Annotated in this window: 23 protein-coding genes and 1 rRNA gene; 6 read left to right on the forward strand and 18 right to left on the reverse strand. The window is 71.8% G+C overall.

What is annotated here, in order from left to right; all coding sequences use genetic code 11:
- The first annotated feature begins 162 nt into the window (after positions 1-162).
- Complete coding sequence (locus ACZ6SQ_RS37490; RefSeq protein ID WP_469570385.1) at positions 163-987, forward strand: DUF4253 domain-containing protein; 825 nt, start codon at positions 163-165, stop codon at positions 985-987.
- Positions 988-997: 10 nt separating this feature from the next.
- On the opposite strand, the gene ACZ6SQ_RS37495 is transcribed toward ACZ6SQ_RS37490, so the two are convergent.
- The 4 genes from ACZ6SQ_RS37495 to ACZ6SQ_RS37510 form a co-directional block, all read right to left on the reverse strand.
- Positions 998-2,197: an aminotransferase-like domain-containing protein gene (locus tag ACZ6SQ_RS37495; protein ID WP_469570386.1), complete on the reverse strand. Its 1,200-nt coding sequence runs from the start codon at positions 2,195-2,197 to the stop codon at positions 998-1,000.
- 92 nt (positions 2,198-2,289) lie between these two features.
- Entirely contained in the window at positions 2,290-3,291 is a 1,002-nt protein-coding gene (gene hemB / locus ACZ6SQ_RS37500) for a porphobilinogen synthase (RefSeq protein WP_469570389.1), read from the reverse strand.
- Positions 3,292-3,552: 261 nt separating this feature from the next.
- Entirely contained in the window at positions 3,553-4,581 is a 1,029-nt protein-coding gene (locus ACZ6SQ_RS37505; RefSeq protein ID WP_469570391.1) for a helix-turn-helix domain-containing protein, read from the reverse strand.
- A gap of 298 nt (positions 4,582-4,879) precedes the next feature.
- Complete coding sequence (locus ACZ6SQ_RS37510; RefSeq protein WP_469570393.1) at positions 4,880-5,317, reverse strand: ATP-binding protein; 438 nt, start codon at positions 5,315-5,317, stop codon at positions 4,880-4,882.
- Positions 5,318-5,473: 156 nt separating this feature from the next.
- On the opposite strand from ACZ6SQ_RS37510, the gene ACZ6SQ_RS37515 reads away from it, so the two are divergent.
- Positions 5,474-6,316 (forward strand): helix-turn-helix domain-containing protein, encoded by an 843-nt coding sequence (locus ACZ6SQ_RS37515; protein ID WP_469570427.1) that lies wholly within the window; start codon positions 5,474-5,476, stop codon positions 6,314-6,316.
- Positions 6,313-6,522, forward strand: coding sequence for a DUF397 domain-containing protein (locus tag ACZ6SQ_RS37520; RefSeq protein WP_469570395.1), 210 nt, complete (start codon positions 6,313-6,315; stop codon positions 6,520-6,522). Before ACZ6SQ_RS37515 ends, ACZ6SQ_RS37520 begins: the two co-directional genes overlap by 4 nt.
- Before the next feature lie 72 nt (positions 6,523-6,594).
- On the opposite strand, the gene ACZ6SQ_RS37525 is transcribed toward ACZ6SQ_RS37520, so the two are convergent.
- From ACZ6SQ_RS37525 to ACZ6SQ_RS37545, 5 genes are all read right to left on the reverse strand, one after another.
- Positions 6,595-8,301 carry a bifunctional uroporphyrinogen-III C-methyltransferase/uroporphyrinogen-III synthase gene (locus ACZ6SQ_RS37525; protein ID WP_469570397.1) on the reverse strand — a complete coding sequence of 569 codons (1,707 nt, stop codon included), beginning with the start codon at positions 8,299-8,301 and terminating at the stop codon, positions 6,595-6,597.
- Complete coding sequence (hemC, locus tag ACZ6SQ_RS37530; protein ID WP_469570399.1) at positions 8,298-9,257, reverse strand: hydroxymethylbilane synthase; 960 nt, start codon at positions 9,255-9,257, stop codon at positions 8,298-8,300. The genes ACZ6SQ_RS37525 and hemC overlap by 4 nt, the downstream gene beginning before the upstream one ends.
- A complete protein-coding gene (locus tag ACZ6SQ_RS37535; RefSeq protein ID WP_469570401.1) occupies positions 9,254-10,948 on the reverse strand; it encodes a glutamyl-tRNA reductase in 1,695 nt (564 codons plus the stop codon). The genes hemC and ACZ6SQ_RS37535 overlap by 4 nt, the downstream gene beginning before the upstream one ends.
- On the reverse strand, positions 10,945-11,703 hold the full coding sequence (locus tag ACZ6SQ_RS37540) for a redox-sensing transcriptional repressor Rex (RefSeq protein WP_469570403.1): 759 nt from the start codon (positions 11,701-11,703) through the stop codon (positions 10,945-10,947). The genes ACZ6SQ_RS37535 and ACZ6SQ_RS37540 overlap by 4 nt, the downstream gene beginning before the upstream one ends.
- A gap of 331 nt (positions 11,704-12,034) precedes the next feature.
- Positions 12,035-12,325, reverse strand: coding sequence for a glutaredoxin family protein (locus ACZ6SQ_RS37545; protein WP_469570405.1), 291 nt, complete (start codon positions 12,323-12,325; stop codon positions 12,035-12,037).
- Positions 12,326-12,410: 85 nt separating this feature from the next.
- Here ACZ6SQ_RS37545 and ACZ6SQ_RS37550 point away from each other — a divergent pair, with 85 nt between their 5' ends.
- From ACZ6SQ_RS37550 to ACZ6SQ_RS37560, 3 genes are all read left to right on the forward strand, one after another.
- A complete protein-coding gene (locus ACZ6SQ_RS37550; protein WP_469570407.1) occupies positions 12,411-13,340 on the forward strand; it encodes an HAD family hydrolase in 930 nt (309 codons plus the stop codon).
- Between the two features lie 429 nt (positions 13,341-13,769).
- Complete coding sequence (locus ACZ6SQ_RS37555) at positions 13,770-14,540, forward strand: ECF subfamily RNA polymerase sigma factor, BldN family (RefSeq protein WP_356696999.1); 771 nt, start codon at positions 13,770-13,772, stop codon at positions 14,538-14,540.
- 241 nt (positions 14,541-14,781) lie between these two features.
- Complete coding sequence (locus ACZ6SQ_RS37560; protein WP_469570411.1) at positions 14,782-16,008, forward strand: DUF5667 domain-containing protein; 1,227 nt, start codon at positions 14,782-14,784, stop codon at positions 16,006-16,008.
- Between the two features lie 117 nt (positions 16,009-16,125).
- On the opposite strand, the gene ACZ6SQ_RS37565 is transcribed toward ACZ6SQ_RS37560, so the two are convergent.
- The 9 genes from ACZ6SQ_RS37565 to rrf form a co-directional block, all read right to left on the reverse strand.
- Entirely contained in the window at positions 16,126-17,190 is a 1,065-nt protein-coding gene (locus tag ACZ6SQ_RS37565; RefSeq protein ID WP_469570413.1) for a lysophospholipid acyltransferase family protein, read from the reverse strand.
- Between the two features lie 14 nt (positions 17,191-17,204).
- Positions 17,205-18,266 (reverse strand): NAD-dependent epimerase/dehydratase family protein, encoded by a 1,062-nt coding sequence (locus ACZ6SQ_RS37570; RefSeq protein WP_386386972.1) that lies wholly within the window; start codon positions 18,264-18,266, stop codon positions 17,205-17,207.
- 399 nt (positions 18,267-18,665) lie between these two features.
- On the reverse strand, positions 18,666-18,764 hold the full coding sequence (locus ACZ6SQ_RS37575; protein ID WP_003948845.1) for a 30S ribosomal protein bS22: 99 nt from the start codon (positions 18,762-18,764) through the stop codon (positions 18,666-18,668).
- Between the two features lie 177 nt (positions 18,765-18,941).
- A complete protein-coding gene (locus tag ACZ6SQ_RS37580) occupies positions 18,942-19,154 on the reverse strand; it encodes a helix-turn-helix domain-containing protein (RefSeq protein WP_121791081.1) in 213 nt (70 codons plus the stop codon).
- A gap of 129 nt (positions 19,155-19,283) precedes the next feature.
- A complete protein-coding gene (locus ACZ6SQ_RS37585) occupies positions 19,284-20,099 on the reverse strand; it encodes a phosphatase (RefSeq protein ID WP_469570415.1) in 816 nt (271 codons plus the stop codon).
- A 462-nt stretch (positions 20,100-20,561) separates the two neighbouring features.
- Positions 20,562-21,734 (reverse strand): acetoin utilization protein AcuC, encoded by a 1,173-nt coding sequence (locus ACZ6SQ_RS37590; RefSeq protein WP_469570418.1) that lies wholly within the window; start codon positions 21,732-21,734, stop codon positions 20,562-20,564.
- Complete coding sequence (locus tag ACZ6SQ_RS37595) at positions 21,685-22,911, reverse strand: MFS transporter (RefSeq protein ID WP_469570420.1); 1,227 nt, start codon at positions 22,909-22,911, stop codon at positions 21,685-21,687. The genes ACZ6SQ_RS37590 and ACZ6SQ_RS37595 overlap by 50 nt, the downstream gene beginning before the upstream one ends.
- 84 nt (positions 22,912-22,995) lie before the next feature.
- Entirely contained in the window at positions 22,996-23,640 is a 645-nt protein-coding gene (locus ACZ6SQ_RS37600; RefSeq protein ID WP_469570424.1) for an HAD family hydrolase, read from the reverse strand.
- A 62-nt stretch (positions 23,641-23,702) separates the two neighbouring features.
- Positions 23,703-23,778, reverse strand: a 5S ribosomal RNA gene (gene rrf / locus ACZ6SQ_RS37605); the annotation flags it as partial.

The following is a 23,778-nucleotide window of genomic DNA, read 5'->3' on the forward strand; positions in this document are numbered from 1 at the left end:
CCCCCCCCCCCCCCCCCCCCCCCCCCCCCCCCCCCCCCCCCCCCCCCCCCCCCCCCCCCCCCCCCCCCCCCCCCCCCCCCCCCCCCCCCGCCGCTGTTTCCGCCCGGGTGAGGATGACCTGGCCGAGAGGGATTGTCAGTGCCGGGCCCTACAGTCACCGGCATGGCGACTCTTCCCAATCCGCTGCCCGCGCTGGCGGCGGACCCCAGCGGGCGTTCCCTCGGGCTCCAACTGCCCCCGGGCAGGCTGTTCGACGCGACGGACGACGGTCCGTGGCACGAGCCGCTGATGTGGCACGCGGGCATACCCGCCGGGCCCGGTCACTGGGCCTCGCTGGGCGGGTCGGCGGCCCAAGTCGGCCTGCTGCCGGTCCTGGTCGACCTCGCCGACCGGCAAGGGGGCCCGGAGGAGTGGCAGTTGGCGCCCGGGGACGTGTCCTACCCCGGGGACCACGACGCCGAGGACGTCCTCGCGGAGTACTGGGAGGGCGACGACGACTACTGGGACGACGATCTCGCCGATCGGCTGGAGCCGTTCGGCCCCGACTGGCCGGGCCTCGCCCCCGCGGCCCGCGTGACGGCAGAGCCGGGCGCGTGCGCGGCCCAGGTCGCCGACGCGCTGTGCGACGGCACCCACCAGTGGCTGGGCAGCCCGCATCTGGCCCTCGTCCCGGCCCGCCGCTCCGCCGACATACCCGCCGCCCTGGGCTGGACCGGCCCGCTGAACCACGACAACGACGTGGCCCGGATCTGCGCGGTCCTGCGCTCCTGGGAGGACCGCTTCGGCATACGCGTGATCGCCCTCGGCTTCGACACGCTCACGGTGTCCGTGGCCGCCCCGCCGGCCGACCTCGAAGCGGCCGAGGCGTTGGCCGCGGAGCACTACGCGTTCTGCCCGGACAACGTCACGCAGACCGCTTCGGGCGGCCTGCGGGAGTACGCCAAGAGCCTGGTCGGCGAGCGCGTCTGGGTCTTCTGGTGGGACTGACCCCCGCGCCCTACGCGCCGCCCCCGAGCCCCTTCGCCAGCCGGCGCAGCCCCTCCGCGATCTCCTCCGGGGTCTGCGTGACGAAGCACAGGCGCAGGGTGGAGCGGTCGGGGTCGGCGGCGTAGAAGGGCGCGCCGGGGACGTAGGCCACGTCGTGGCGGACGACCTCGGGGAGCAGGGCGGTGGTGTCGTAGGAGTCGGGAAGGCGGGCCCAGAGGAACATGCCGCCCTCGGGGCGGTTCCAGGCCGAGCCCTGCGGGAGCGCCGCCGGAAGGGACGCGAGCATGGCGTCCCTGCGCTCGCCGTACACGGCTCGCACCGTGGCCACGTGCGCGTCGAGTACGTCGAGGTAGCGGGCGGCGGCCAGCTGGTTGAGGGTCGGGGTGTGCAGATCGGCGGCCTGCTTGGCGACCGCGCAGGCGCGGCGGAGCGCGGCCGGGGCGCGCAGCCAGCCGAGCCGCAGCCCGGGGGCCATGATCTTGGAGAAGGAGCCGAGCAGGACGGTACGGTCGGCGGCCCCGTCGCAGGAGGCGATCCACGGCACGGGTTCGCCGTCGTACCGCAGCTCGCCGTACGGGTCGTCCTCGATGATCCACAGTCCGTGCCGCGCGGCCACCGCCGCCACGGCGGCCCGGCGGGCGGCGGGCATGGTGCGGCCGGTGGGGTTCTGGAAGGTGGGGACGGTGTAGAGCAGCTTGGGCCGTTCCCGCGCCACGAGATCGGCGAGGGCCTGGGGGTCGACGCCGTCGTCGTCCGTCGGCACGCCGACGACCCGCGCGCCCGCGAGGCCGAAGACCTGGAGGGCGGCCAGATAGCAGGGGTCCTCGACCAGGACGGTGTCACCGGGGTCCAGCAGGGCCGTGGCCAGCAGGGACAGGGCCTGCTGCGAGCCGGTGGTGACCAGCAGGTCGTCGGGTGCCGTCGGCAGGCCGCGCCCGCTGATGCGGTCGGCGAGGGCCGCGCGCAGGACGGGTTCGCCCTCGGTCGTGGAGTACTGGAGCGCCTGCGCGGGGGTCCGCTCCAGGACCTCGTGGAACGCGGCGGCGATGCCCTCGCGGTCGAACAGCTCCGGCGCCGGGAGCCCGCCCGCGAAGTTGATCACCTCGGGGCGGGCGGTGACCGCGAGGATGTCGCGTACCGGCGACCCGCCGATCGCCGAGGAGCGCGCCGAGAGGGGCGGGAGGGACGCGGGAGCGACGGCTGCGGTCATGGCAGAACTCCTTGGGCTGCGGTACGGCTCGTGCCCGCAGCCTAGGGAGTCCGTGTCGCCTACAACTTCCTTTTCGCGATGTGGACTCGGGGTTACCGCTCCGCCGCGATCATCCGGGCCGCCTCGACGGCCCAGTAGGTGAGGATGTTCCTGGCCCCGGCCCGCTTGATACCGGTGAGGGACTCCAGGATGGCCCGGTCGCGGTCGATCCAGCCCTTCTCGGCGGCGGCCTCGATCATCGAGTACTCGCCGGAGATCTGGTACGCGGCGACCGGCAGGTCCACGGCGTCGGCGACGCGCGCGAGGATGTCGAGGTAGGGACCGGCGGGCTTGACCATCACCATGTCGGCGCCCTCCTCCAGGTCCAGGGCCAGCTCCCGCAGGGCGTCACGCGCGTTGGCGGGGTCCTGCTGGTACGTCTTGCGGTCACCCTGGAGCGAGGAGCCGACAGCCTCGCGGAAGGGGCCGTAGAAGGCGGAGGCGTACTTGACGGTGTAGGCGAGGATCGCCACGTCCTCGCGCCCGATCTCGTCCAGGGCGTCCCTGATGACCCCGATCTGGCCGTCCATCATGCCGCTGGGCCCGAGCACGTGCGCGCCCGCGTCGGCCTGCACCTGGGCCATCTCGGCGTAGCGCTCCAGGGTGGCGTCGTTGTCGACGCGCCCCTCGGCGTCGAGCACGCCGCAGTGTCCGTGATCGGTCGTCTCGTCGAGGCAGACGTCGGACATCACGAGAAGGTCGTCGCCGACCTCGGCGCGCACGTCCCGCAGGGCGACCTGGAGAATCCCGTCCGGGTCGGTCCCAGGAGTGCCCAGGGCGTCCTTCTTCGACTCCTCCGGCACGCCGAACAGCATGATCCCGGAGATCCCCGCCTCCACGGCCTCGGCGGCGGCCTTCTTCAGGCTGTCCCGCGTGTGCTGCACGACCCCGGGCATCGCCGAGATCGGCACGGGCTCGCTGACGCCCTCCCGCACGAAGGCCGGGAGGATGAAGTCGGCCGGGTGCAGGCGGGTCTCGGCGACCATGCGGCGCATGACGGGAGTGGTGCGCAGCCGCCGCGGTCGCGTGCCGGGGAAGGATCCGTACGTCGTCATGCGGCCTACGCTACGCCCGTCCCCGCACCCCCTTTGCCGACTGCCCGTCGGAGCCCGGCCCACCTGAGCAGCGCAAGGCACCACCCTCGAAGGGGCGCGGGGCCGGCCCCCAAAGGGGCGCGGGGAACTGCGCGGCAAGCCACGACGCCGCCGCAGCCGAAAGACCACGCACGCCCCCTAAAAGGGGCGCGGGGAACTGCGCGACCAGCCACGACGGCGCCGCAAGCCGAAGAACCGCCCACGGCACACCCAGCGGAGCGCCTACGCGGCGCGAGGCCGCACCCCGCCCCCTGCCGCCTCGCGCTCCCGGCACTCGCGGCACAGGCCGGGCTCCGGCGCGCGGAAGGGACGGTCACAGCCGTCGCAGTCCTGGAAGCGATGGGGGCGGCGAGGGACGTCCGGGATGCCGTCCGTCACGACACGCGGGGCGGGGACCGCAGGCAGAGGCGCGGGCAGCAGTTCGCGCAGCCGGTACCCGAGCACACCGGCCGGGTACCGCATGTCCTGCGGCAGATCGTCGGTCAGCACCCGATGGACGACCAGGGCCGAGGCCCCGCGCTCGAACCAGGCCGTGACGAGCGGGGCGAGCCGCGACAGGTCCCGCTGGGTGAGGACGAGGCGGTCGTCGCTGCGGCGGAGGCCCGCGAGGAGGGCGACGGCTCTGTCGTGGCGGGCGTCGAGGGGGGCCGGTTGCGCAGGGCGGCTCGGCGGCGGCACAGGTGCCTGCCGGGCCGCCCGCGCCTTCGCCACCGGAGCGGAAGCCGCAGGGGCAGGGGCAGGCGGCGTGGCTCGGTCCGCGCCCTGGTCCGCGCCTCGGTCGTCCTCCTGAGGTGCCTGCCGGTCGTCCCCCGAGCGGCGGACCGCGGCGCTCTTGCCGCGGGAACGGGCGGCGGGAAGGCTCACGGGCGCCGGGGGCGCTTCGGCGACACCAGGAGTGTGGTGCGCGTACGTGCGGACGAACAGCCGCCCCTTCTCCGTACGCTCCCGCGCCCGCACCAGATAGCCGTGCGTCTCCAGCTCCCGCAGGGCGAAGGTGATCCGGTCCCGCCCCTCGGGGAAGCGGTCGGCGAGGCTGCGGATGTCGACGGGGGAGCCCTCGGGCAGCGAGAAGATGTGGGCGGCCAGCCCGATCGCGGTCAGCGACAGCTCGTGGTGCTGGGCGAGGTGGTTGCCGACGACGGTGTAGGTGCCGGACTGGTACGTCCGTACGTGGGTGACCCCGGACGGGGTGTCGGATCGCCGAACTTCCTCGTTCGGACGCGCGGCGGGACTAGGCTTGGAATCAGCCATGGGGAAGCTCTCTTCTTCCTCGATGGTGAGGCCCTCGCACTGGGATTGCAGTCCCGGCGGGGGCCGAATTCGTTTGTGGGGCTGTGGAGTTGTGAGCGGCTCCTGTGCCGAGAATGCACGCCCGGACCACCGACACGCCAGCCGCACCGGCCAGGTTCACCCAGCCGTGTGACCGGGGTGAGGTTTGGTTGGTTGGTAGGTTTTTACCTGGGGTTTTTAGTCTTTTACCGCCCGCCGCACCGGCGCCCGGAACACCGGCCGACGGTGTCGCGGACTCCGGGGTGGCGGCCTCCGAGGATCACGGAAAGTCCCCGGGATCGGGCCCCAGATCGAGTTCCGCCCACACCGTCTTGCACGGCACAGGCCCCGACCGCACTCCCCACCGGTCCGCCAACTCCCCGACGAGCAGCAGCCCGTAGCCCGACTCCCCGGGCTCCGGCCCCTTCGCCCCGGCCCGGCTCGGCCACTGATCGCCCCGGGCGTCGGTCACCTCCACTCGTAGCGTCTGGGGCGCGAGGAGCGAGAGGGTGAGCCGGAAATCGCGCCCGGGGACCCGCCCGTGCACGACGGCGTTCGCGGCGAGTTCGGCGACGACGAGCCGCGCCGGGTCCATCGGCAGCTCCCACTCACGCAGTTGCTCGACCGCGAGCAACCGCGCGAGACGGGCGCCACGCCGGGTGGCGGACAACGGCAGGGAGAAGCGGCCCCGGAGGGCCTGATCGGTTTGCTGATTCACATCACTCAGCGTGAGCTTGCCTGCGTAACCTGTGAAGAAGAGTGGCCCGTGCGGACGGTGGCTGTCCGGGTGGCGTCCGCTCGCGTACGGGCAGTCCGGGGTGACAGGGGCCGGGCCAAGGCGGTTACCGGAAAGAACCGGCGAAGGGCGACGGACATGAACGACTGGGAGGCGGGCCCGGAGACGGACGAGGAAGCCGGGGCCTTACTACGGGCCGTCCAGCGGCAGTTGAAGCTGTGGCGCGAGGCGTCGGGCCTCACCCAGGCGGAGTTCGGGGCGACGATCGGGTACGGCGAGGAACTGGTCTCCTCGGTGGAACGGGGTCGGCGGATCCCCCGCCCCGAGTACCTGGACCGCGCCGACGAGGCGCTGGGCGCGCACGGCAGGCTCTCGGCGCTGAAGGAGGACCTGGCGGAGGTCCGGTACCCGAAGAAGGTGCGCGATCTGAAGCGGCTGGAGGCGGACGCGGTCGAGCTGTGTGCGTACAACAACTCGGTGATTCATGGGTTGTTGCAGACGGAGGAGTACACACGAGCCCTCTTCGACCTGCGGCGCCCATCGTTCGCCGAAGAAGAGGTCGAGCAGCACATCGCAGCCCGACTAGCGCGCCAAGAGGTCCTCGGTCGAACCGGGGAACAGCGCGTCTTCAGCTTCGTCCAGTGCGAGTCGACGCTTCGCAGGCCCATCGGGGGCAAGATGGTGGTTCGACAGCAGCTCGAACGACTGTTGGAGGTGGGGCGGCGGCGAAACATGGATCTCCAGATCCTGCCGCTCGACCGCGAGGAGAACTCCGGAACCGACGGCTCGTTCAGGCTCCTCAAGCTCAGGGACGGAGCAACCGTCGGGTTCAGCGAGGGGCCTCTGAGCAGCCGAGTGACCACCGACCCCAAGGAAACGACGATCCTCGACATCCGCTACGGCGTCATCCGCGCCCAGGCGCTCAGCCCTCGGGAATCGTTGTCCTTCATCGAGAAAGTACTGGGAGAGACGAACACATGACGCTCAAGGCTTCCGAAGCCCCGACTGGGCTGGAGTGGATAAAGAGCAGCCACAGCACAGCAGACGGCCCCGACTGCGTCGAAGTCGCCGCCACCCCCGGCCACATCCTCGTCCGCGACTCCAAGAACCCCGACGGCCCTCGCCTCACCCTCACCCCCACCGCCTGGGCGGCCTTCCTGCCGCTGCCCGGCACGCGCGGTCGCTGAAACGCCAGGACCCCGCCCTCTCACTCAAGAGAAGGCGGGGTCCGGGCGCACTGCCTGGTGGCGTCGGCCTGGTTACGTCGCCGCGCGACGCCGCCGCGCACCCGGGCGGCGTTCGCTCGGCCGCGTCACAGGATCCCCGGCCTCCACCGCGGCGGCGCGCCGCTTCATGCCGAAGTCGGCCAGCGCCTCCGCCAGCTTCAGGGCGGACGGCTCCGGGGCCATGACGTCGACGCGGAGCCCGTGCTCCTCGGCGGTCTTGGCCGTGGCCGGGCCGATGCAGGCGATGACGGTGACGTTGTGCGGCTTGCCGGCGATGCCGACGAGGTTGCGCACGGTGGAGGACGAGGTGAACAGCACCGCGTCGAAGCCGCCGCCCTTGATCGCCTCACGCGTCTCCGCCGGCGGCGGCGAGGCGCGCACGGTCCGGTAGGCCGTGACGTCGTCGACCTCCCAGCCCAGCTCGATGAGCCCGGCGACGAGCGTCTCGGTGGCGATGTCGGCGCGCGGCAGGAAGACACGGTCGATCGGGTCGAAGACCGGGTCGTAGGGCGGCCAGTCCTCCAGCAGCCCGGCCGCGGACTGCTCGCCGCTGGGCACCAGGTCGGGCTTCACGCCGAAGGCGATCAGGGCCTTCGCCGTCTGCTCACCCACCGCAGCCACCTTGATACCCGCAAAAGCCCGAGCATCAAGGCCGTACTCCTCGAACTTCTCGCGGACCGCCTTCACCGCGTTGACGGAGGTGAACGCGATCCACTCGTAGCGGCCCGTCACCAGGCCCTTGACGGCACGCTCCATCTGCTGGGGCGTGCGCGGCGGCTCGACCGCGATGGTCGGCACCTCGTGCGGGACGGCGCCGTAGGACCGCAGCTGGTCGGAGAGCGAGGCGGCCTGCTCCTTGGTGCGCGGCACGAGGATCTTCCAGCCGAACAGCGGCTTGGACTCGAACCACGACAGCTGGTCGCGCTGGGCGGCGGCGCTGCGCTCCCCGACCACGGCTATGACCGGCCGGCCGCCGTCCGGGGACGGCAGCACCTTCGCCTGCTTCAGCGTCTGCGCGATGGTGCCGAGGGTGGCGGTCCAGGTGCGCTGCCGGGTCGTCGTACCGGCGATCGTCACGGTCAGCGGGGTGTCCGGCTTGCGGCCCGCCGAGACCAGCTCGCCCGCGGCGGCGCCCACGGAGTCGAGGGTGGTGGAGACGACGACCGTGCCGTCGGAGGACCCGACCTCGGTCCAGCAGCGGTCGGAGGCGGTACGGGCGTCGACGAACCGTACGTCCGCGCCCTGCGCGTCCCGCAGCGGGACACCGGCGTACGCGGGGACGCCGACGGCGCTCGCGATGCCGGGCACCACCTCGAAGGGCACACCCGCGGCGGCGCAGGCGAGCATCTCCTCGGCGGCGTACGCGTCGAGTCCGGGGTCCCCGGACACCGCACGCACGACCCGCCTGCCGCCCCGCGCGGCCTCCATGACAAGATGTGCCGCATCCCGCACCGCGGGAGCACCAGCGGTTGTTGACACACCGTCAACAGCCGTCTGCTGAGGCGTGCCCACGCCCGGACCGGCATCCGACGAGGGATGCGTGTCCGGGTCGACGACGGCGACGCCCGGCCTGGCGTGCGTCCGTACGACGTCGAGCACCTCGTGCTCGGCGACGAGAACGTCCGCGTTCGCCAGCGCCTCGACGGCGCGCAGGGTCAGCAGTCCCGGATCCCCGGGTCCGGCACCGAGGAAGGTGACGTGCCCGTGTTCCGGACCGGCGGGAAGGGTGGTGGGGCTCAATGTGCTCGCTCCCCCATCAGACCGGCCGCGCCCTGGGCGAGCATCTCGGCCGCGAGTTCGCGACCGAGCGCCATCGCCGCCTCGTGCGTCTGGGGCACGGGACCGGTGGTGGACAGCTGCACCAGCGAGGTGCCGTCGGTGGTGCCGACGACGCCGCGCAGGCGCATCTCCTGGACAACATGCCCGTCGGCCGTCAGGTCGGCCAGCGCGCCCACAGGGGCGCTGCAGCCGGCCTCGAGGGCCGCGAGCAAGGATCGCTCGGCGGTCACGGCGGCCCGGGTGAACGGGTCGTCGAGCTCGCCCAGCGCGGCGATGAGGTCCGCTTGATCAGCGGTGCACTCGATCGCCAGGGCCCCCTGACCGGGGGCCGGAAGAACGGTGTCGACCGACAGGAAGTCGGTGATCTCCTCGGCACGGCCGATCCGGTTCATCCCGGCGGCGGCCAGCACGACCGCGTCGAGCTCCCCGTCGTGGACGTACCGGATGCGGGTGTCGACGTTGCCGCGGATCGGCACGGTCTCGATGTCGAGGCCGTGGGCGCGGGCGTACGCGTTGAGCTGCGCCATGCGGCGCGGCGAACCGGTGCCGATCCTGGCGCCGCGGGGCAGGTCGGTGAACTTGCGCGCGTCCCGGGCGACGATCACGTCCCGCGGGTCCTCGCGCGGCGGGATCGCGGCGAGCGCGAGCTCCTCGGGCTGTGCGGTGGGCAGGTCCTTCAGCGAGTGCACCGCGAAGTCGACCTCCCCCCGCACGAGCGCGTCCCGCAGGGCGGTGACGAACACACCCGTGCCGCCGATCTGCGCGAGGTGCTCGCGCGAGACGTCGCCGTACGTGGTGATCTCCACGAGCTCGACGGGCCGTCCGGTCACCCGGCTCACGGCCTCGGCCACCTGTCCGGACTGGGCCATGGCGAGTTTGCTGCGCCGTGTTCCCAGCCTCAGTGCCTTCTCACTCATGCCGGCCCTCGGTTCTTGTCGGTGGTGCTGTCCTCGGCGCGGGAGACGGCGGCCACCGTCTCCTGGTCGAGGTCGAACAGGGTGCGCAGGGCGTCCGCGTACCCGGCGCCGCCGGGTTCGGCCGCGAGCTGCTTGACCCGTACGGTCGGCGCGTGCAGCAGCTTGTCGACGACGCGCCGCACGGTCTGGGTGATCTCCGCCCGGTGCTTGTCGTCGAGGCCGGGCAGCCGGCCCTCCAGCCGCGCGATCTCACCGGCGACCACGTCGGCGGCCATGGCGCGCAGGGCGATGACGGTCGGCGTGATGTGCGCGGCGCGCTGCGCGGCGCCGAACGCGGCGACCTCGTCGGAGACGATCCGGCGGACCTGGTCCACGTCGGACGCCATGGGGGCGTCGGCGGAGGCCTCGGCGAGCGACTCGATGTCGACCAGTCGCACCCCGGCGAGCCGGTGCACGGCGGCGTCGATGTCGCGCGGCATCGCGAGATCCAGCAGGAACAGGCTCGGCTCGGGGCGCGGCGGCTCGGCCACCGGCTCCGGCCTGCGCCGCTCGGGGATACGGCCGACGGTGGCGGCGGTCGCGGCGAGCGCGGTGATCAGCTCGGCGTCGGCCTCCGGCGTGCGCCGGGCGCCCTCGCGGCGGACGGCGGAACCGCCGGCCCAGGCGGCGTGCTGCTCCAGCGTCGCCGCGTCCATCCCGGCGACCGCGGCCTCGCCCATGACGGAGAAGCCCGGCTGTACGGCGGTCAGGTCGAGCGGGCAGGACTCCTCGGCGGGCGCCGGCCTGCGCACGTCGGTCCCGCGCGGGGCGTCCGCGGTGATCCGCTCGGCGGGGGCGCCGGTGCGGCCCTCGACGGCGGCGGCGACGGCCTCGGCGTCCAGGACCAGGCTCGTGGCGCCGGTACAGGAGACGACGACGTCGGCACGTGTCAGCTCGGCCGGCACCGATTCCATCGGTACCGCCCGGGCCACCACGGCCGAGCCTTCGGCGTCCCCGGCCTCCCCGAGGATCTGCGCGAGCCGCTCCGCCCGGTCGAAGGTCCGGTTGGCGACGACCACCTCGGCGACCCCGGCCCGCGCGAGCGTGGCCGCGGCCAGCGAGGACATCGACCCGGCGCCGATCACCAGCGCCCGGCGGCCGTGCGCCCAGCCGGCGACGTCGGCGCCCGCGGCGAGCTGCTCCAGGCCGAAGGTGACCAGGGACTGCCCGGCGCGGTCGATGCCGGTCTCGGAGTGGGCGCGCTTGCCGACCCTGAGGGACTGCTGGAACAGGTCGTTCATCAGCCGGCCCGCGCTGTGCATGTCCTGCGAGCGGGCCAGGGAGTCCTTGATCTGGCCGAGGATCTGGCCCTCGCCGACGACCATCGAGTCCAGCCCGCACGCCACCGAGAACAGGTGGTGCACGGCCCGGTCCTCGTAGTGCACGTAGAGATACGGGGTGAGCTCGTCGAGCCCCACTCCGCTGTGCCGGGCGAGCAGCGTGGACAGCTCGGCGACCCCGGCGTGGAACTTGTCCACGTCGGCGTAGAGCTCGATGCGGTTGCAGGTGGCCAGCACCGTGGCCTCGCTCGCCGGTTCGGCGGCGAGCGTGTCCTGGAGCAGCTTGACCTGGGCGTCCGCGCTCAGCGCGGCCCGCTCCAGCACGCTGACCGGGGCGCTGCGGTGGCTCAGTCCGACGACGAGGACGCTCATGCCGGCATCACGGCGGGTACGTCCCCGTCGGGTCCCTGCTCGGCGGACTGCTTGCGGGCGGCGGCCGGGGCCGCGGCCTCGGCGGCGCTCTCCTCGCCGGCCTTGCGCTGCTCGTGGAAGGCGAGGATCTGAAGCTCGATGGAGAGGTCGACCTTGCGCACGTCGACACCGTCCGGAACGGTCAGGACGGTCGGCGCGAAGTTGAGGATCGAGGTGACTCCGGCGGCCACCAGCCGGTCGCAGACCGGCTGGGCGGCACCGGCGGGCGTCGCGATCACACCGATCGATACGCCGTTGTCCTTGATGATCTTCTCGAGCTCGTCGCTGTGCTGCACCGGGATCCCGGCGACCGGCTTGCCGGCCATGCCCGGATCGGCGTCGATGAGCGCGGCGACGCGGAAGCCGCGGGAGGCGAAACCGCCGTAGTTCGCGAGGGCGGCGCCGAGGTTACCGATACCGACGATCACCACGGGCCAGTCCTGGGTCAGGCCCAGCTCGCGGGAGATCTGGTAGACGAGGTACTCGACGTCGTACCCCACACCGCGGGTCCCGTAGGAGCCGAGGTAGGAGAAGTCCTTGCGCAGTTTCGCGGAGTTGACGCCCGCGGCCGCCGCGAGTTCCTCCGAGGAGACCGTGGGCACCGAACGCTCGGAGAGCGCGGTGAGGGCTCGGAGGTACAGCGGAAGCCTGGCGACGGTGGCCTCGGGAATCCCTCGGCTACGGGTCGCCGGTCGGTGAGTTCGGCCAGTTGCCACGGTGCTCCTGCGGGTAGAGCGGGGCTGTAGGCGGTCATACGTCCCCGGACCGCCCCGTCGACAGCAGGCTATGTCTTTGTGAACGCGTGCACAAAGATGGTGTCCGATTTGCCCGGCCAACGTGACCGGGGTCACGCGCCCCCGGCGCACCTGCGGGGAACCGGCGCACACCAGCGCTCGTTCCTTGCGTCCTGGGGGCAAAACCGCACACTCTCCTCAACGATCCATGCCCCCGGGTCCTGCTCACCGTCGATCCTAAGTGACTTTCCGGACGACTTGGACTGGTCGGTCAGTGACTTGTTCCTCAAGCGGGGCTCGACCGTGTGCGGTGTCACTCGGTGAGGGCCCGGCGCAGGCGGCCCTCGTCCACGCGCCAGAAGGTGTGCTGCTCACCGTCGACCAGGACAACCGGAATCTGCTCCCAGTACTGACGGTGCAGCTCCGGGTCCTCGTCGATGTCCTTCTGCTCCCAGGGCACACCGAGTTCCGCGCACACCTTCTCGATCACGACCGCCGCGTCGTCGCACAGATGACACCCCGGCTTGCGGATGAGGGTGACGAGCCGGTCCTGCGGGGCCCTGGAGGCCGCCTTGCGGCGAAAAATGGGACTCATACCGGCCATTGTTTAACGACGCGGTCGCGGAGAGTTCACAGCCTCCAAACCTCGGAGGTCCGGCGGCTCCGAACAGAATGGCTATGCTCACGCCATGGCCGCTCTCGGATGGCTCACTTCCCGTAAGCGCTCCGCCACGGCGCGGAGCGTGCTGGCAGGCGAGGCCTCGGCCGAAGCCGCGCGCAAGTCGGTGCCCGAAGCCCAGGTGGCGGAGAAGGCGTCACCGGAGGAGCCGGAGTTCCCGGTCCTCGGCGACGACAGGGCCGCGGCCTTCTTCGACCTCGACAACACCGTGATGCAGGGCGCCTCGCTGTTCCACTTCGGGCGCGGGCTGTACAAGCGGAAGTTCTTCGAGACCAGCGACCTGGTGCGGTTCGCCTGGCAGCAGGCCTGGTTCCGGCTGGCGGGCAGCGAGGACCCCGAGCACATGCAGGACGCCCGCGACTCCGCCCTCTCCATCGTCCAGGGCCATCGCGTCGCCGAGCTCCAGTCCATCGGCGAGGAGATCTACGACGAGTACATGGCCGAGCGCATCTGGCCCGGCACCCGCGCCCTCGCCCAGGCCCACCTCGACGCGGGCCAGAAGGTGTGGCTCGTCACCGCGGCCCCGGTGGAGATCGCCCAGGTCATCGCCCGCCGCCTGGGCCTGACGGGCGCGCTGGGCACGGTGGCCGAGTCGGTGGACGGCGTCTACACCGGCAAGCTGGTCGGCGAACCCCTGCACGGCCCGGCCAAGGCCGAGGCGGTACGCGCCCTCGCGGCCGCCGAGGGCCTGGACCTCGGGCGCTGCGCCGCCTACAGCGACAGCCACAACGACATCCCCATGCTCTCCCTGGTCGGCCACCCCTACGCCATCAACCCGGACACCAAGCTCCGCAAACACGCCCGGACCCAGGACTGGCGCCTGCGCGACTACCGCACGGGCCGCAAGGCCGCCAAGGTCGGCATCCCCGCCGCCGCGGGCGTCGGCGCGGTGGCCGGCGGCACAGCAGCAGCCATCGCCCTGAGCCGCCGCCGCCGCTGACCCAGCTGCAGGCATGCGTGCCGCTAGGGGCGGCACGGGTGGGCGCTGGGGGTGCCCCCTCCGGGGGAGGCACCTCGCTGGCGCCGAGTTGCGCACCGCCCCGCCCCCGCCACAACCGGACAGCGCCGAACAAACTCACTCCGCCCCAACCCCACCCCACCACGCAGCAACTTGTCCGCGCCCTGCCACAACACGCCCCGTATCCACCCCGAATACGAGCCAAATCGATCAACAATCTGTCACTCTGCGCCACCTGACCGAGCGCCAATCGGTTACAGAAGCGACGTAATCGATGATTTGAGCAACTCGGTGTAGCAGGGCCTGCACGAAGCGTTATTCTCCTCAGACGCAAACCGGTACCTCTCCGTCGCTACGACGGGTGAACGGTCCCGTACTGCACGTGATGGAAGCTCTGCCTCTGGGAGTCCCGTGTACCCACACGTCGGGGTTGACGCCTCGGGCCTGGCTACGCTGCGCGCAACGGTCCTCGACCTGTTGCGCGGCTTCGTCCCCACCGCGTACGCCGTCCCCGCCTTCGCCACCGCGCCCGCTGGCCCGTGCTATGCACTGGCCGAGAGCGGCGCCGCGGTCGGCAGACGAGGACGCTCCGCCGGCGCCGCCACCACCGCACGCCGCCCGGCCGCAGACAGTGACAGCGCCCGGATGATGGACCTTGTCGAACGCGCCCAGGCCGGCGAGGCCGAGGCGTTCGGCCGGCTCTACGACCAGTACAGCGACACCGTCTACCGGTACATCTACTACCGCGTCGGCGGCAAGGCGACCGCCGAGGACCTGACGAGCGAGACGTTCCTGCGCGCCCTGCGCCGCATCGGCACGTTCACCTGGCAGGGCCGCGACTTCGGCGCGTGGCTCGTCACCATCGCCCGCAACCTCGTCGCCGACCACTTCAAGTCCAGCCGCTTCCGGCTGGAGGTCACCACCGGCGAGATGCTCGACGCCAACGAGGTCGAGCGCTCCCCGGAGGACTCCGTCCTGGAGTCCCTGTCCAACGCCGCGCTGCTGGACGCCGTACGCCGGCTCAACCCCCAGCAGCAGGAGTGCGTGACCCTCCGCTTCCTCCAGGGACTGTCCGTCGCGGAGACCGCCCGGGTCATGGGCAAGAACGAGGGCGCCATCAAGACCCTCCAGTACCGCGCCGTCCGTACGCTCGCCCGGCTGCTCCCGGACGACGCGCGCTGACCCCCATCCACCGCCACCCTGGGTGACGACAACTCACGGCGAGTGAAAGTCCGTTGACTTCTCGATCCGATCATCCGCCGTCCGTAACCCAAGTGCCGCGCCGCTCGTTGTGCGGGATGCAGGCTCCCTGTGGTCACGCCCGAACCGAGCCCGATCACCCAATCGGGTGGCAGCGGTCGCGGGCGTGCAACCCCAAGGATCCCCAGGGAGTCGACCGTCATGACGAGAGGAGGTGCCGCCAGTGATCGCGAACGTATCGGCGCACCGGCGGGCGAACGCCTTCGCCCAGGCCCTGGAGGAACAGTCCGAACAGGGCTCGGCGGCCGATCAGTCCGAGGCACCGGCTCCGGCACCCGCGCGGCAGGCCGAACCGGGAAGCCTGCTGGCGCTCGCCGCCGGTCTGGGTGAACTGCCCAAGCCGGTGCTGGACCCGGAGGTCAAGGTCGTCCAGCGGGCCCAACTGGTGGCCGCCATGGAGGCCATGCTCCGGGCGGGCACCGCGGGAGGCGAGGCGACGGACCCTTCGATGCCCGAGCAGCGTCGGGCCAAGGGCGCACACCGGGCGACATCGCTCGGCAAGTTCCGGCCCCGCACCCGGCTGGCCAAGGGCCTCACCGCGGGCGGACTGAGCGTGGGCGTTGCCGCGGGCGCGTTCGGCGGAGTCGCCGCTGCCAGCTCCGACGCCTTGCCGGGTGACTCGCTCTACGGCCTCAAGCGCGGCATCGAGGACTTCAAGCTCAACGTCCTGGCCGACGGGAACACCGAGCGCGGCGAGGTCTATCTCGACCACGCCTCCACCCGCCTCAGCGAAGCCCGCCGGCTGATGGAGCGCGGCCGCAGCGGTCCCCTCGACCACGAGTCGCTCGGCGAGGTCCGCCGCGCGCTCTCCGGTATGCGGCACGACGCCGCCGAGGGCCACCGCCTGCTGCGCGAGGCGTACGAACGCGACCCCGACTCGCTGGGCCCCATCCAGGCGCTCTCCGCCTTCTCGCGCTCCCACCGCGAGGTCTGGGGTGCCCTGCGCGACCGGCTGCCCGTGCAGCTCGGGGACGTGAGCCAGGAAGTGTCGTCGGTCTTCGACGCCATAGACCAGGAGGTCGCCCCGCTGGAGTCCCTCCTCCCGCAGTCGCCCGCCCAGGGCGGCGGCACCGGCGAGGGCAGTCGGCAGGGCGGTGGCCCGTCGGTGTCCACCGGCACCTCGGGCACCGGCCAGTCCGCCGCACCCAGCGCGGGCAGCAGCGCCCCGGACAACGGCGGTACCGGCGGCCCGAGCAGGTCGGCGGGCTCCGACTCCGACGAGGGCCTCCTCGGCGGCGGCACCGGCGGTCTCCTCGACCCGCCGCAGAGCACCGGCACCGCCTCCCCGTCCCAGAGCAAGACGCCCACCGCGGAACCGGACGTCACGCTGCCGCCGCTCCTCCCGGGCCTGCTGCCCGGCCTGGGCATCGACAGTCAGGACGCCGAGTAGCGCCGCGGCGCGCCGCCACAGCGACGAGGGCGCCCCTTCTCTCCGGAGGAGGGGCGCCCTCGTCGTCGTACCGGCTCGATCAGGTCCTCGTCGACGGGCCCGGTCAGGTCCTGCTCGTCAGAAGAACACCGACCTGCGCTGGACCAGCAGCTTGTACAGCGTGTGCTGGATCTGTTCACGGACCTGGTCGGTCAGGTTGAACATCAGCATCGGGTCCTCGGCGGCCTCCGGCGGATAGCCGTCCGTGGGGATGGGCTCGCCGAACTGGATCGTCCACTTCGTCGGCAGCGGGATCGCGCCGAGCGGGCCCAGCCACGGGAAGGTCGGGGTCAGCGGGAAGTACGGGAAGCCGAGAACCCGGGCCAGGGTCTTGGCGTTGCCGATCATCGGGTAGATCTCCTCGGCCCCGACGATCGAGCACGGGATGATCGGAGCGCCCTTGCGCAGCGCCGTCGACACGAACCCGCCCCGGCCGAAGCGCTGGAGCTTGTAGCGCTCGCTGAACGGCTTGCCGATGCCCTTGAAGCCCTCCGGCATCACCCCGACCAGCTCGCCCTGCCCCAGCAGCCGCTCGGCGTCCTCCGCGCAGGCCAGGGTGTGCCCCAGCTTGCGCGCGAGCTCGTTGACCACCGGCAGCACGAAGACCAGGTCCGCGGCGAGCAGCCGCAGATGCCGGCCCGCCGGATGGTGGTCGTGCACCGCGACCTGCATCATCAGGCCGTCCAGCGGAAGCGTGCCGGAGTGGTTGGCGACGATCAGCGCGCCGCCCTCGGCCGGGATGTTCTCCAGCCCCTTCACCTCGACCCGGAAGTATTTGTCGTACACCGGGCGCAGCAGGGACATCAGGACCTGGTCGGTGAGCTCCTCGTCGTAGCCGAAGTCGTCGACCTCGTAGTCCCCGGTGAGCCGGCGGCGCAGGAACGCCAGGCCGCTCGCCACGCGCCGCTCCAGGCCTCCGGGGCCGTCCTCCTCGGGCCGCGGCGTCGCCTCCGTCGCCTCCTCAGGTGTCACCGGGGCATCGTCCCCCGCCGCCGGCCTGGTGTGCAGGGGCTGGACCTCGTGCACCGGCGCGGCCTGCGCGCCCTTGAGCCTGCTCCCCCCGCCACGGCGCCGCGCGGGCCGCTGCACGGCACCCCCGCGGGACCGGTCGTCGTCGAACGGAATGACCTTGGCGTCCGCCATCGTTGCTGCGCTCCTCAGTTGGCGCTCTGCGTCGGGGAGTGGCCGCCGCCCGCGAAGGGCAGCGCGGCGATCCGGTCCACGGCCCCCGCGACGGCCTCGGGCGGCAGCAGCCCGGGGCCGCGGCCGCGTACGAAGTCCGCGAAGGTCTCGGCGGTGGTGTACTTCGGCTGGAATCCCAGTGTCTCGCGCATCTGCGCCGTCGACACGACCCGGCCGTGGGTGAGCAGCCGGATCTGCTCGGGCGAGAAGTCCGTCACCCCCAGCGTACGCACGGCCGTACCGGCCCAGGTGACGGCGGGCAGCAGCAGCGGCACGGTGGGGCGGCCCAGGCGGCGCGCGCACTGCGAGAGGAGCAGGACGCCGTCGCCGGCGACGTTGAAGGTGCCGCTGTTGAGCGTGCCGCGCCGGGGCTCGTGCGAGGCGATCCGCAGCACCTCGATCACATCGTCCTCGTGGACGAACTGCAGCCGCGGGTCGTAGCCGAAGACGGTCGGCAGGACCGGCAGCGAGAAGTACGAGGCGAGCGGCGAGTCGGCGCTCGGGCCGAGGATGTTGGCGAACCGCAGCACGCACACCGCGACGTCCGGCCTGCGGCGGGCGAAGCCGCGCACATAGCCCTCGACCTCGACGGCGTCCTTCGCGAAGCCGCCGCTGGGCAGCGACTTGGCCGGGGTCGTCTCGGTGAACACGGCCGGGTCGCGCGGCGCCGAGCCGTACACGTTCGTACTGGACTTCACCACCAGGCGCTTCACCGTCGGGGACTTCTGGCAGGCGCCCAGCAGTTGCATCGTGCCGATGACGTTGGTCTCCTTGACCGTGGTCCGGCTGCCGCTGCCCAGCGCGGTCGCGGTGACGTCCATGTGGACGACCGTGTCGGCGCCCGTCTCGGCGAGCACCCGCGCGATGGTGGGCTGGCGGATGTCGGCCCGGATGAAGTCCGCGCCGCCCAGATGGTGCTCGGGTGGCACCGCGTCCACGGCGATGACCCGGTCCACATCGGGGTCACGCTGGATCCGTCGTACGAACCGGCCGCCCAGCCGTCGGGCCACTCCGGTGACGAGCACGACCTTGCCCAAGTTCAGCGCCTTCCTTCGGCCTCACGGTTCTCTGGCTCGTACCCTGCCGTGTTCCCCCCGTGCGGCCAACCTAGCGGGTCGATGTTGCGCTGTGATGACCCCCCGATGCGTGACGTGACGAGAAAGTGCGGTCGTACCACCATGCGGGCGGGGGTGTGGTGTGTGCGTATGCATGCGGATCGGGCGGGGTGGTCCCCTGCTCCCGAGGCGGTCGCTGCCGTCGGGTGGGGTTCGGGGCCGTGCGGGGCCGGTGCGGGACCGTGCGGGACCGTGCGGGGGCTGTCGAGGGCCGTTCCGGGCCGTGGAGCGTCTCCGGACATGCGTGTGGCCCCCCACCAGATGTGGGGGGCCACAGCCACGCCATGCCGGCCTGCCACTACAAGTGGCGGCCCGCAGCGCTTACTTCTTGTTGCGACGCTGAACGCGCGTGCGCTTGAGCAGCTTGCGGTGCTTCTTCTTGGCCATCCGCTTGCGCCGCTTCTTGATAACAGAGCCCACGACTACCCTCGCTCACTTCTCATCACTCGGTGTTTGGGCGCCATGGGCCCACACGACCTACGAGGGGCTAGCCTACCCGCCCGAGCGCTGAGGTCGTAATCGAGGCGAGCGAGGAGATCCACAAGCGACCGGTATTGCCCTGCCATGCCCGGAACGGATCTCCTCGCGGAGGGGTCGTCAGGCGGTTTCCACCCCCACGTAACTGTCACGCAGATATTCGTGTACCGCTTGCTCCGGGACGCGGAAGGACCGCCCCACCCGGATCGCGGGCAGATGACCACTGTGCACCAGCCGGTACACGGTCATCTTCGACACTCGCATCACCGAAGCGACTTCCGCCACGGTGAGAAACTGAACCTCGTTCAGAGGCCTCTCGCCAGCTGCAGCCATGACACACCTGAACCTTCCGCACTCGACGGCCACCGGCTTCCCCTTCCGGTGACTCTTCGTCGTTGCGTGCTCACTCCCCAATGTAGGGGCGGGTGATGCGAGTGGGGAAGAGGTGCACCCATCGGCGCCCTACTGTGACAGACACGCTCGATTGAGTACGTAGCGAGTAAGCGGACGGTAGTAAGCGGACCGCACAGCGTCATCAAGTGGAACGGCCACGGATACGACGCCCTCGGCCTCGCCCACGAAGAGCGCGGGGTCGTCGGTGTCGGCCAGCCCGATGGCCTCGAACCCCAGCTGACCTGCTCCGCAGACCCAGCCATGGTCTCCGATCACCAGCTCCGGGAGCGGGCCGCCGGCCTCCGCGGCGGCAGCGAGCGCGGTACGAACCGGCAGTGGTGAGTGTGTGTGTGCGCCGGTCGCACAACCGGGGCTCCCGGGGCGGGACTTCCGGACCAGCGCGACTCCTCGTACGTAGTCGAGGGTGTGGGTGCGTAGGCCGAACCGGGTCGTTATGTCGATACAGCGACCCGCCGCCGGGGTGAGGACAGCACAGCCTGCTGTCGACAAAGCGTCTGCGAGAGTGGCGTAGAAGCCCAGCAGGCGGTGGGGGTGACCGGTGCCGAGCAGCACGGGTGCCCTTCGCCTGGCGGCGGCGCCGACCCGGTCCGCGAACGCGTCCAGCGCGGTGAGTGTGCGGTGCGGGTCGATCACATCATGCCCCGAAGTGCGGGCCGGATCGGCCGGAACTCCGCACTTCTCCGCCATGAGTGCGATCAACTCCCGTATTCCCCATGCGCATTCGGGGTCGAGACCGATCAGCACGCGGGGGTCGCGGGCGGCGAACAGGCGGTAGCTGCGCAGGCTCTCCTCCCGTGACGTCGCCACCGCCCCGGCGATCCGGGCAGCGAGAAGATGCTCACGCAGGGCACGGCGGCTCACCATGACGGCGATGGTGACGCCTCCCGCCCCACCCCGCGCCCCAAACCCCGGAACTGCGCACGGTTGGCGTAACGCCGGGGCCGTGGGTCGGGTGCGGGGCCGCCCGTGGCCGTTCGCGCAGTTCCTCGCGCCCCTTGGGGGGTGGCCGATCTGCCTGGTTCGGGTGCGGGTGCGGGGTTGCGCGTTCCGTAGGTGGGGGGTGCGGGGCCGGGGCGAGGGGTATCCGTCCTCGGTCCGCCGGACTGGTTGCTTGCAGGGGTTCTGGTGTTTGACGGCGGCCGCTGCGGGCGGACACCCCCCGCCCCGTCCCCTCCCCGCCGTACGCGGCGCCGCTGCGGGCATGCGTGCCGCTAGGGGCGGCACGGGTGGGCGCTGCGGCACCTCGTCGCGCCGAGTTGCGCACCGCCCCGCCCCCAGCCACGACGCCGTGGAGCCCCACAAGCAGGCCCGGCCTCAGCCGACCTCCTACGCCAGCAACCCCCGCAGGGGGAACACCGCCCGTCGGGCGGCGAGGACCGCCTGGTCCAAACGGTCGCCCGGGTCGTACCCGGCCTCCCAGCCGGCGAAGCCGACAGGCCACCGCCCATCAGTCATCCGCAGAGGCCCCAACTGCCGCGTACGAGCAAACACCTCCTGCCGCCAGCTCTCAGGAATCACCGTCTCCGGCGCGATCTCCCGCCCCGCGGCGATCCCCACAAGATGCGTCCAGGACCGCGGCACCACGTCCACCACCGCGTACCCACCCCCACCGAGCGCGACCCACCGCCCGTCGGCGTACTCGTGCGCCAGCGAATGACAGGCCACCTGAACCGCCCGCTGCGCGTCCAGCGACACGGCGAGATGGGCGAGAGGATCCTCGAAGTGCGTGTCGGCCCCGTGCTGAGTCACCAGCACCTGCGGCCGGAAGTCGGCGATCAGCTCGGGCACCACGGCGTGGAAGGCCCGCAGCCACCCCGCGTCCCCCGTCCCCGCGGGCAGCGCGACATTCACCGCGCTACCCTCCGCGGACGCGGCCCCCGTCTCCTCGGGCCACCCGGTCTGCGGGAAGAGCGTCCGCGGATGCTCGTGCAGCGAGATCGTCAGCACCCTGGGGTCCTCCCAGAACGCCGCCTGCACCCCGTCCCCGTGGTGCACGTCGACGTCGACGTACGCCACCCGCTCCGCCCCCAGCTCCAGCAGCCGCGCAATCGCGAGCGAGGCGTCGTTGTAGACGCAGAAGCCGGCAGCCGCCCCGGGCATCGCATGGTGCAGCCCGCCGGCGAAGTTCACCGCGTGCGCCGCCTCCCCGCGCCACACGGCCTCCGCCGCCTCCACGGACATCCCCGCGATCAGCGCGGAGACGTCGTGCATCCCGGAGAACGCCGGATCGTCCAGCGTCCCGATCCCGTACGACCCGTCCGCCGCCCCGGGATCGAGCGACGCCGCCTTCACGGCCTGGATGTAGTCCTCGCGGTGGACCAGCCGCAGCGTCGACTCGCCCGCCGGCTTCGCCGCCACGACCTCCACCTCACGGTCGAGTCCGAACGCGTCGATCAATCGCCGGGTCAGGGCCAGCCGGACCGGATCCATCGGATGCCCCGGCCCGAAGTCATACCCCGTTACTGCCTCGTCCCACATCAGCTGTGCGCGGCCGCTCATGCCCGCCACCGTATCGGTCCGGTTGAGCGGCGAACGACCGGGCATACCCGAGCGTCACCAGCACCAACACCATCGGCACCAGCATCGCCCCGCGGTAGCTCCAGGCGTCCCCGAGCGCGCCCACCAACGGCGAACCGATCAGGAACCCCACATAGTTGAAGACGTTCAACCGCGCGACAGCCGCGTCGGAGGCTCCCGGGAACATCCGCCCCGCCGCCGCGAACGTCTGCGGCACCAGCACGCACAGACCCAGCCCCACCAGCGTGAATCCGAGCAACCCCAGCCCCGCCCCGGGCGCCGCCGCCACCACGCCGAACCCGCCCGCGGCCACCAGCGTCCCGCCCCGTACGACCGCCACGGCCCCGAACCGCCGCACCCCGAAGTCCCCGAGCGCCCGCCCCACGAGCGTGGTCACCATGTACACGTTGTACGGAAGCGTCGCCGCCTGCTCCGAGCTGCCGAGCACGTCCTGGAGATATTTCGCACTCCAGTTGGACACCGTCGAGTCCCCGATGTACGCGAACGTCATCACCAGACACAGCGGCAGCAGCAGCTTGAAGGCCACACCGCGGTCCCCACCGCGGTCGCCGCCCTCGCCGCCCTTCGCGGCCGGGCCGCTGTCCCCGTCGACGTACCACCGGCTTCCCACCAGGCACAGCGGCACCAGCAGGCACACCACCGGCAGATACGACGCCCACAGCGTCAGCTCCCAGTGCGCGCCCGCCCACGCCAGCGACGCCCCGAGAATCCCGCCCAGGCTGTACGCCGCGTGAAACCCGAGCATGATGCTGCGCCCGTACGCCCGCTGGAGGCTCACCCCGAGCATGTTCATCGAGGCGTCCAGCGCACCGACGGCCAGCCCGAACACCGCCAGCGAGACAGCCAGTTCGGCCATACGGTCCCCGGTCCCGACCCCGAGCAGCGCCAGGAGCACGACGGGCTGGGACCACCGCAGCACCACGCCGGCCGGGACGCGCCTCACCAGCCACTCGGTCCCCACACTCCCCGCGCCGGCCAGCACCGGCACGGCGGCGAGGAAGGCGGGCAGCAGAGCGTCGGAGACGCCGTACCGGTCCTGGATGGCCGGAATACGCGTCACGAGCAGAGCGAAGGCGACGCCCTGCGCGAAGAATCCGAACGCCAGCGAGGCCCTGCCGCGGCGCAGCACATCAGTCATGGCGGGCAGCGTAGGGCCCCGTGGTCCACCTGGATACGGGGAAGTTGAACTTTGCTCAGCTTTGGATCTCGCAGCTTTGGATCTCTATGCGAGCAGCCCGTCCAGTTCGGCCATGGAGGAGAACAGCCCGGTCGCCGCCGCCAGCTTCGCGGCCGGGGTCATCGCCGTGAATCCGTAGACGTCCATCCCCGCCGCCACGGCCGCCTGGACGCCCAGTGGGCTGTCCTCCACGACCGCACAGCGCTCGGGCGCCACCCCCATCCGCTGCGCCGCGTGGAGGAACAGGTCCGGTGCCGGCTTCCCTCGCCCCACGTCCTGCGAGCTGAAGATCCGCCCGTCCTCGAACCAGCGGTCGAGCCCCGTCGTCCGGTGCCCCACCCGGATCCGCTCATGGCTCCCCGAGGAAGCCACGCAGTACGGCACCCCGTTCTCGGCCAGTCGTGCGAGGACCTCCGCGGCCCCGTCCACCGGCTTCAGCTCCCGCTCGAACGCCTCGAACACCCGCCCGTGGAAGACGTCGTCGAACTCCGCCGGCAGCCGCTGCCCCGTCCGCTCCTCGATCAGATCGTGGATCCTGTGCATCGCGGACCCCATGTAGTCCCGGACGGAGTCCTCGTACGTCGTCGGATGGCCCACCTCGGTCAGGTTCTCGGCCAGCAGCCGGTTGGATATGGGCTCACTGTCGACGAGCACACCGTCGTTGTCGAAGATGACGAGGTCATAGCGCATACCTTGAGCCTAAACGCAGAAAACCCCGCACCGTAATCGGTGCGGGGTTTTCTATAAGAATTGTTCGGCGGCGTCCTACTCTCCCACAGGGTCCCCCCTGCAGTACCATCGGCGCTGTAAGGCTTAGCTTCCGGGTTC

This window comes from Streptomyces sp. NPDC048600 (genome assembly GCF_055587025.1).